This is a genomic window from Caulobacter sp. SSI4214 (assembly GCF_012184455.1).
GTDB classification, from domain to species: domain Bacteria; phylum Pseudomonadota; class Alphaproteobacteria; order Caulobacterales; family Caulobacteraceae; genus Caulobacter; species Caulobacter vibrioides_E.
In genome coordinates this window covers 1-3,337 of the sequence record NZ_SZWJ01000163.1, presented here as the reverse complement: position 1 = coordinate 3,337, position 3,337 = coordinate 1, and the positions used below count along the sequence as shown (strand labels likewise).

The 3,337-nt window shown below is 71.5% G+C and carries 4 protein-coding genes; 1 reads left to right on the top strand and 3 read right to left on the bottom strand.

Annotated elements, in window-relative coordinates; genetic code table 11:
- The 3 genes from FCU40_RS22775 to FCU40_RS22765 form a co-directional block, all read right to left on the bottom strand.
- The coding region (locus FCU40_RS22775) for a PfkB family carbohydrate kinase (protein WP_241693696.1) at positions 1-820 on the bottom strand (820 nt) is incomplete at its 3' end.
- A 33-nt stretch (positions 821-853) separates the two neighbouring features.
- The gene (locus FCU40_RS22770; protein ID WP_004617200.1) at positions 854-1,783 is read right to left on the bottom strand and encodes a cation diffusion facilitator family transporter; all 930 of its coding nucleotides are present in this window, start codon (positions 1,781-1,783) and stop codon (positions 854-856) included.
- A gap of 55 nt (positions 1,784-1,838) precedes the next feature.
- Positions 1,839-2,924, bottom strand: a complete 1,086-nt coding sequence (locus FCU40_RS22765; protein ID WP_168078074.1) for a citrate synthase/methylcitrate synthase — start codon at positions 2,922-2,924, stop codon at positions 1,839-1,841.
- Positions 2,925-2,999: 75 nt separating this feature from the next.
- Here FCU40_RS22765 and FCU40_RS22760 point away from each other — a divergent pair.
- The coding region (locus FCU40_RS22760) for a citrate synthase (protein ID WP_241693695.1) at positions 3,000-3,337 on the top strand (338 nt) is incomplete at its 3' end.

Here is a 3,337-nt window from a genome sequence, read left to right as displayed (position 1 = left end):
CGGTGTCGCCGGCGCCGGAGACGTCGAACACTTCGATCGCCGTGGCGGGGAGGTGGATGGGCGCCTGGCCGCGCGCGGCGAGGGTCATGCCCGCGCCGCCCCGAGTGATCAGGGCCGCCTCCAGCGCCGGCGCCATGGCCAGGATCGCCGCGCCGGCTTCCTCCGAGGCCTCGTCCGACGGGTCGATGATGCCGGTGGCCTCGGCGGCCTCCTTGCGATTGGGTTTGACCAAGGTGGCGCCGTCGTAGCGGGCGAGATCGCGGCTCTTGGGGTCGACGATCACCGGCTTGCCGGCGGCGCGGGCGGCGTCGATCGCCCCCCGCGTCGCCTCCGGGGTCAGCACGCCTTTGGCGTAGTCGGACAGCACCACGACGTCGGCGGACGCCAGGCGGCCTCGGAACGCGGCGAGCAGGGCCTCGCTGTCGCCAGGGCCTCGATCCTCCCGGTCGACGCGCAGCATTTGATGCGAGCCCGAGATGTAGCGGACCTTCTCGGTCGTGCGACGCTTGGGGTCGACGATCAGCTCGGCTTCGAGGCCGTGCTCGGCGTCGATCATGCCGCGCAGGGTCGCGCCGGCGTCGTCCCGGCCCACTAGGCCGATCAGCACCGCCTTGGCGCCGAGGGCGGCGACATTGCGAGCGACATTGCCGGCCCCGCCCAGCATGGCGGTTTCCTTCTCGACGGCGATGACGGGCACCGGCGCCTCGGGCGAGATGCGGTCGACCGCGCCATAGATGAAGCGGTCCAGCATCACGTCGCCGAGGACCAGCACGGTCTTTCCGGCGAAGGCGCGGGGAAGGTCAGCCAAGGTGTCGTCCATGCCGTGGTCTATGACCCCGGACGACGCGAAAACTCAACCCTCGTCGGCCGCGGCGAACATCCCGCCGTGCTTTTCGGCCAAGCCGCGAGGGTCTGGGTGGATCAGGATGTCGGCGGCCGGAAACGCCTCCAGCAGGCGGTTCTCGGCGGCGACCATGATCTGGTGCGCCTCGGCCAGCGAGATGTCGGCGGCGAGGTCGGCGTGCATCTGCATATGGACATACGGGCCCGAGGCGCGGGTGCGCAGCTGGTGGACGCCCAGTAGGCGCGGGTCGGCCGTGGCCAGCTCCACGATGCGCGCGCGCTCTTCCTCGGGCAGTTCGCGATCCATCAGCTGGTGCGAGGCCTCGCGGAACACGCCGATCGCGCCCCAGATCAGCCACAGCGCCACGGCCAGGCCGGCGGCGGCGTCCAGCCAGTTGACGCCAAGCCAGGTCGCCGCCCCGACGCCCAGCAGGGCCACGGCGTTGGCGGCCAGGTCGGCGGCGTAGTGGGCGCGGTCGCCGGCGATGGCGATCGAGCCGCTGGCCTTCAGCACTCGGGTCTGGGCCGTGATCAGGATCATGGTCAGGACGATCGAGATCGCCATGACCGCGACGCCGGCCAGGCCGTGATCGACCGGGCGCGGATGCAGTAAGGCCGCGATCGCCTCGCGGCCGATCAACGCGCCGGAGGCGAAGACCAGGCCGGCCTGGGTCAGGCTGGAAAAGGCCTCGGCCTTGCCGTGGCCGAAGCGGTGCTCGGCGTCGGGCGGCTCGGCGGCGTAGCGCACCGCGAACAGCGTGATCAGCGACGCCATCAGGTCGAGGACCGAGTCGGACAGCGAGGCCAGCAGGGCGATGGAGCTGCTGGCCTGCCAGGCGATCGCCTTGATGATGATCAGCAAGGTCGAGGTGGCGACGGAGAACATCGCCACCCGCTGCGTGGCGGTTCGGATCGCGGGCGAGACGGCTGAGGCGGACATGGCCGCCTTCTAGCAAGGCGACCGCGCCGACCCCAGCGCGAACGACTCTCGCCTTTCAGGCGGCCGCGCGCGCCTCGGGGCCCACATAGACCGACTGGGGCCGGATCAGGCGACCGCCGGCCAGCTGTTCGCGGGCGTGGGCGATCCAGCCCGAGACCCGGCCCATGGCGAAGACGCACGTGAAGCTGGACGGCGGCAGGCCCAGCGCCTCCAGCAAGAGCGCCGTGTAGAACTCGACATTGGTGTCCAGGGGCCGGTCGGGCTTGTGCTCGCGCAGGATTTGCAGGGCGGCCTGCTCGACGGCCTCGGCGAAGGCCAGGCGACCGGGCAGGCCGCCGGAGGCCGCGGCCAGACGGCGCACGGCGGCCTTCAAGGCGTCGGCGCGCGGGTCGCGCACACGATAGATCCGGTGGCCGAAACCCATCAGCCGGTCGCCGCGCGCCAGGGCCTTTTCCAACCAGGGACGAGCGTTTTCGGGCGCGCCGATCGCATCCAGCATCTCGATCACCGGCCCGGGCGCGCCGCCGTGCAGCGGCCCCTTCAGCGCCGACAGCCCCGCCAGCACCGCCGAGGTCAGGCCCGCGCGGGTCGAGGCCACGACCCGAGCGGCGAAGGTCGAGGCGTTCAGGCCGTGGTCGCAGACCGTGACCAGATAGGCGTCGAGCGCGGCGGCCTCGGCATTGGTCGCCGGCGCGCCGCGCATCATGCGCAGGATGTCGGCGGCGTGCGACAGGGCGGGGTCCGGCGCGACGGGCGTCTCGCCCTTGGCCATACGCAACACGGCGGGCGTGAAGACGGCGGGAGCGGCGATCAGCAGCAGGGCGGTCGCCAGGTCGTCGCCATCGGGCAGGCGGGCCAGCAGGGCGCGCATGGCCTCGACGGGATCGCGCCGCGCCAGACCTTCGTCCAGTGCGGCGACTTCGCGGAAGGCTTGGACGCGCGCCTGGCCCAGGGCCGGCGCGAGGTCGCTGGGCGCGTCCTCGAAGAAGCCGTCGAACAGCAGATGCGCCGCCTCCTCATAGCGGGTTCGGCCCGACAGGTCCTCGACGGCGTAGCCTCGGATCACCAGGCGGCCCTTGGCGCCGTCGACATCGGACAGAACGGTGCGGGCGGCGATGACGCCCTCAAGACCATCGGACATGTGCGGTCTCCTTTCGCGCCGAGAAAAAAGCGGGCGAGGCTTGATCGTCAATCTTGATCAATATAATCAATCTATATGGCGGACTGGCTGGAAGCGGATCAGGTGCTGGAACGGCTGGGGATCCGGCCGCAGACGCTCTACGCCTATGTCAGCCGAGGTCGGATCGAGGCCGCCGCGCACCCGCGCGATCCTCGCCGCAGCCTCTATCGCGCCTCCGACGTCGCCGCCCTGGCCCAGAAGAAGGCGCGCGGCCGCCGCGCCGCCGACGTCGCCGCCGAGGCCATCGCCTGGGGCGAGCCCGTTCTTCCGTCGGCCATCACCACGGTGGCCGGCGGCCGGCTTTGGTATCGCGGACGGGACGTGGCGACGTTGGCCGATCAGGGCCTGACGCTGGAGAATATCGGCCGGTTGCT

Bases quoted from the DNA above. Each gene is read 5' to 3' on its own strand.
- FCU40_RS22770 (WP_004617200.1), bottom strand. From the start codon at position 1,783: ATGTCCGCCTCAGCCGTCTCGCCCGCGATCCGAACCGCCACGCAGCGG.
- FCU40_RS22765 (WP_168078074.1), bottom strand. From the start codon at position 2,924: ATGTCCGATGGTCTTGAGGGCGTCATCGCCGCCCGCACCGTTCTGTCC.